This window comes from Methylophaga sp. UBA1464 (assembly GCF_002325665.1).
In the GTDB taxonomy this organism is placed as follows: domain Bacteria; phylum Pseudomonadota; class Gammaproteobacteria; order Nitrosococcales; family Methylophagaceae; genus Methylophaga.
In genome coordinates, this window is the sequence record NZ_DCSO01000105.1 from 1 (window position 1) to 3,508 (window position 3,508).

Consider the following 3,508-nt stretch of genomic DNA (forward strand, 5'->3'; position numbering starts at 1 on the left):
AAAGAAAAACAGACAGGACAAAATAACCATCGGCAGACCGGCAAAAATGGTCATCACACCGACTGTCAGCAGACCGAGGTATGGTGGACGATATTCAGAGACGTTTGGATGCGCCGTGAACATGCCCGGACGAGGTCTCAGCTTACGCACAAACACCATTGCCATGCCGGCCGGGAACAGATAAACAAAGCCCACCCCAAAGAAATCATGGAAGCCCATATTGGTCAGTGGACCAACTGATCCCCAAGTCAACCAGCTCAGGATGGATGAAACAATGGTAGCAACAAAAGCAGTAATGTAATAAGCCGATGCTTTCATCCGTTCTGATACTGCAAAATGTAGCAACACATTAACAATACCGGCAAAACAAGCGAGGAAGAAAATAAAGATCTGGAAGTTATTCAAACCCGGAAAAACTGCCGGATCCACATTTTGCGCCATTGCATTTGATAGAGCCCCACCAGCCCACCAGTCTTTCATGGTATCAACCAGTGTGTAACCTTCCATGATGTAATATTGCGATGCCCAAAAAGCGAAACCAATCAGAAAGTAGGCAGTAAAACCGATAAAAAAACCGACCATCTTTTCTATCGTGGCGTTAAAGATATTACGTCTTCGAACTCCTCCCACATCAATCAGCATTAAGCCAATCACAACAAAAATAGCCCCGACTGTACCCGAAGCATAAACCAGGTTTTGCACAAGCATTCCCAAACTGACCTGCTCAGCAAACAAATTTGCGACTTCTGTTTCCATAAAAAGTATCCCTTATTATATTTTTAGCTGCGGATGGGAATTCAACCGCAGGGAACCGAATCTATGCCCCGGCCAAAGGTGTGTCTATTGCTCATTTTAATTACCACTTAGGGGGTAACAACCCTTGATATGGCTTATTTTTTAGGAATTAGCGATTATCTGGGGGATCTGGATGGCTGAATTTTTTTATAAAAAACGCGTATTTTCTTCGCAAACAAAATCTGCGTAGATGATTTTGATATTCTGCGGATCTGATAATGCTTGATTAAAGCAAGAACCACCGTTACAACAACAGCCAAGTTATTGTTTATAAAAGACTACACAAACTGAGTACTACTTCAGAAGGATTGTTCCTAATCCAGTGACGTTATTTAATCGGTGCGTCACTAACGAAGGAGACATTTTATGAAATTTCAAAAACAGGCTGTAAAAGATCCACAACCAACGATGGGTATTGATGGTATCAATGCCACATTGGGTGACAGCATCGTTTCGGACAGCAAGGACAAAACACTTTGTGCAGGCTTTTTTCACCTGAACAAAACGGATAAACCTCTTGTTTACACCTACGATTACGAAGAAATGAAGTATGTCGCTGAAGGCGAATTTTTCATTACAGATGAATCCGGTCAGAAAGTACATGCTACCGTCGGTGACGTGCTGTTTTTTGGCAACGGTGAAACCATTACCTTTGAAACACCAACTCGTGGTGTCGGTTTCTTTGTAGGTCAGCGTAAAGCGTTGTAATTTAACAGGGTCTGTTGATCTTTCAGAACATCCAGCAATGGTCGATATGAAGGATTAACGGACTCAGTTTCCCGGAAAACTCTCCGGGTCATGTCCAGTGATTGCTGCCGGCAAACCTGATGAAGGTTTGTCGGCAGCAATTTATGCGTTATAGCTTGCCGTCCTGTTGATGCTTCCAGACGACCGCCTCCAATCTTGAAGTCAGATTAAGCTTACGCAGGATGTTTTTGATATGCACTTTTACGGTGGTATCTCGAATATCCAGCTTGCGGGCAATCGTCTTATTGTTCATTCCCTCTGCCAGACATTCCAGAATTTCGTTTTCACGTACCGTCAGATTCACATCGTCAGCATTCACTTTATGATGCGGTTCGATGAGCGCATTCTTTAAAATTTCGGTCATGCTGTCCTGCAGCACAGTGACACCGACAGCCGCTTTAAGCAGATTGCTGCGCAAATCTTCCGGCTCCATATCCTTTAGCAAATAGCCATCAGCCCCGATACGTAATGCCTCAAGCAAATGCTCTTCTGCATCCGATACCGTCAGTACCACATAATGGGCATCCAAATCTGTCGCTTTGAAACGTCGTAATGTCTCCAGACCATTCATGCCTTTCATATTGAGGTCCAGCAAAACCAGATCCGGTTTAACGTCCAGCGCCAGATCCAGCCCTTCCTGTCCGGAAGCCGCTTCACCGACAATTTCAAAACTCGGATCATCCGAAATAATCTGCCCTACCCCCTTGCGAAATAAAGGGTGGTCATCAATCAGCAGTACTCTTATTTTCTCAGTCATTTTTTTCTCTCTTTAATAATTATTGTACTGATTTTGGTGTAAACACCAGCCGAACACGGGTGCCTCCATGGCGCTTGGCCATAACTTCTATATTGCCTCCCAGGCTGTTGGCACGTTCCTTCATGATGATCTGACCATGATGATCATAAGTGTTTGTCTTCGCAGTAAAACCTATACCGTCATCCTCAATGGTTAATACAACATTCCCATTCTGACGCAATTCCAGAAATATCGACACATTCTTGGCTTTCGAGTGCCGCACAATATTGGATAGCGCTTCGCGAAGCACGTGCAGCATATGAAATTCTTCATTGACCGTCAGGCGGCAATTGACGAGCCGATAGTCAAGATTGATGTTGATATTGGAACGCTGCGAAAATTCATCAATTGTGGTTTGTATAGCGTAGCCCAGACCACGTAAATCCATATGCACGCGGAAAGTGGTGAGCAATTCACGTAATTCACGATAGGCCGAATCAAGTCCCTGCCGGAGCTCACCCAGCATTTCTGCGCTTTTTACCTTATCATCGCCAGCAGACTGCAATCGGGCCAGTTGGATTTTCATAAAGGATAAAGACTGTGCCAGAGAGTCATGCAGCTCACGGGCAATCGCTGCACGTTCTTCCAGCACCGCAAGTCGACGCCCTTCTTCGTCATGACTATGAAATTTGGTCGCCATTGTCAGTAGTTTGGCGGTAATTTCCAGCACCTGAATTTCGGTATTTTCAAGAAACCGGTCTTTTTCAGTTTCGATCAACAAGATGCCTAATGCTGAAGCGGGGCCACTGAATGTCACGCCAACACAGCGAATTTCCTCTCCTTCCTGGTTCTGTGCCATGTAACTGGACATGCCGTTACGGTGAAGTTCATCGAATCTTTGGTTGTCCAGTTTCGGCGGTGGATGATGCGAAAAAATGATCTGTTCGCTGGTAATCACCGCCGCATCATCTGTATAAATAATCGCAACATTGCTGAAGTTCATCGCCCGCTCAAGTGAATAAAGCACTTTAAGCAACGTTTTTTCACTCAGAATCTCATGGCTGGTAATCTCGATGAAATTAAGAATGAACTCATGCGAGCGTAATAGAATAAGCAATTTTTCATTGGTTCGTTCAGCCCAGGCAACCTGTGATGCATAACCTTCTATCTTGGCTGTCATTTCAAAAATACGCTGCTCAAGGCGAGTAAACTCATCTGAATTCGGTTCAT

General features: G+C 44.5%; 3 protein-coding genes and 1 pseudogene. 1 reads left to right on the forward strand and 3 read right to left on the reverse strand.

The window, feature by feature from the left end:
* Nucleotides 1-756 (reverse strand): annotated as a pseudogene (locus B3O33_RS14230) (ammonium transporter); the annotation flags it as partial.
* Nucleotides 757-1,161: 405 nt separating this feature from the next.
* On the opposite strand from B3O33_RS14230, the gene B3O33_RS14235 reads away from it, so the two are divergent.
* Complete coding sequence (locus B3O33_RS14235) at nucleotides 1,162-1,503, forward strand: cupin domain-containing protein (RefSeq protein ID WP_292361813.1); 342 nt, start codon at nucleotides 1,162-1,164, stop codon at nucleotides 1,501-1,503.
* 148 nt (nucleotides 1,504-1,651) lie between these two features.
* Here B3O33_RS14235 and narL read toward each other — a convergent pair whose 3' ends face one another.
* Together narL and B3O33_RS14245 are read right to left on the reverse strand one after the other, a co-directional pair.
* Nucleotides 1,652-2,299 carry a two-component system response regulator NarL gene (gene narL, locus B3O33_RS14240; protein WP_292361812.1) on the reverse strand — a complete coding sequence of 216 codons (648 nt, stop codon included), beginning with the start codon at nucleotides 2,297-2,299 and terminating at the stop codon, nucleotides 1,652-1,654.
* A gap of 19 nt (nucleotides 2,300-2,318) precedes the next feature.
* Nucleotides 2,319-3,508: histidine kinase (locus B3O33_RS14245; protein WP_292363854.1), on the reverse strand; the 1,190-nt coding region annotated here is incomplete at its 5' end.

Excerpts from the sequence above, each read along its gene's own strand:
- B3O33_RS14235 (WP_292361813.1), top strand. The coding sequence starts at position 1,162 with ATGAAATTTCAAAAACAGGCTGTAAAAGATCCACAACCAACGATGGGT.
- narL (WP_292361812.1), bottom strand. The coding sequence starts at position 2,299 with ATGACTGAGAAAATAAGAGTACTGCTGATTGATGACCACCCTTTATTT.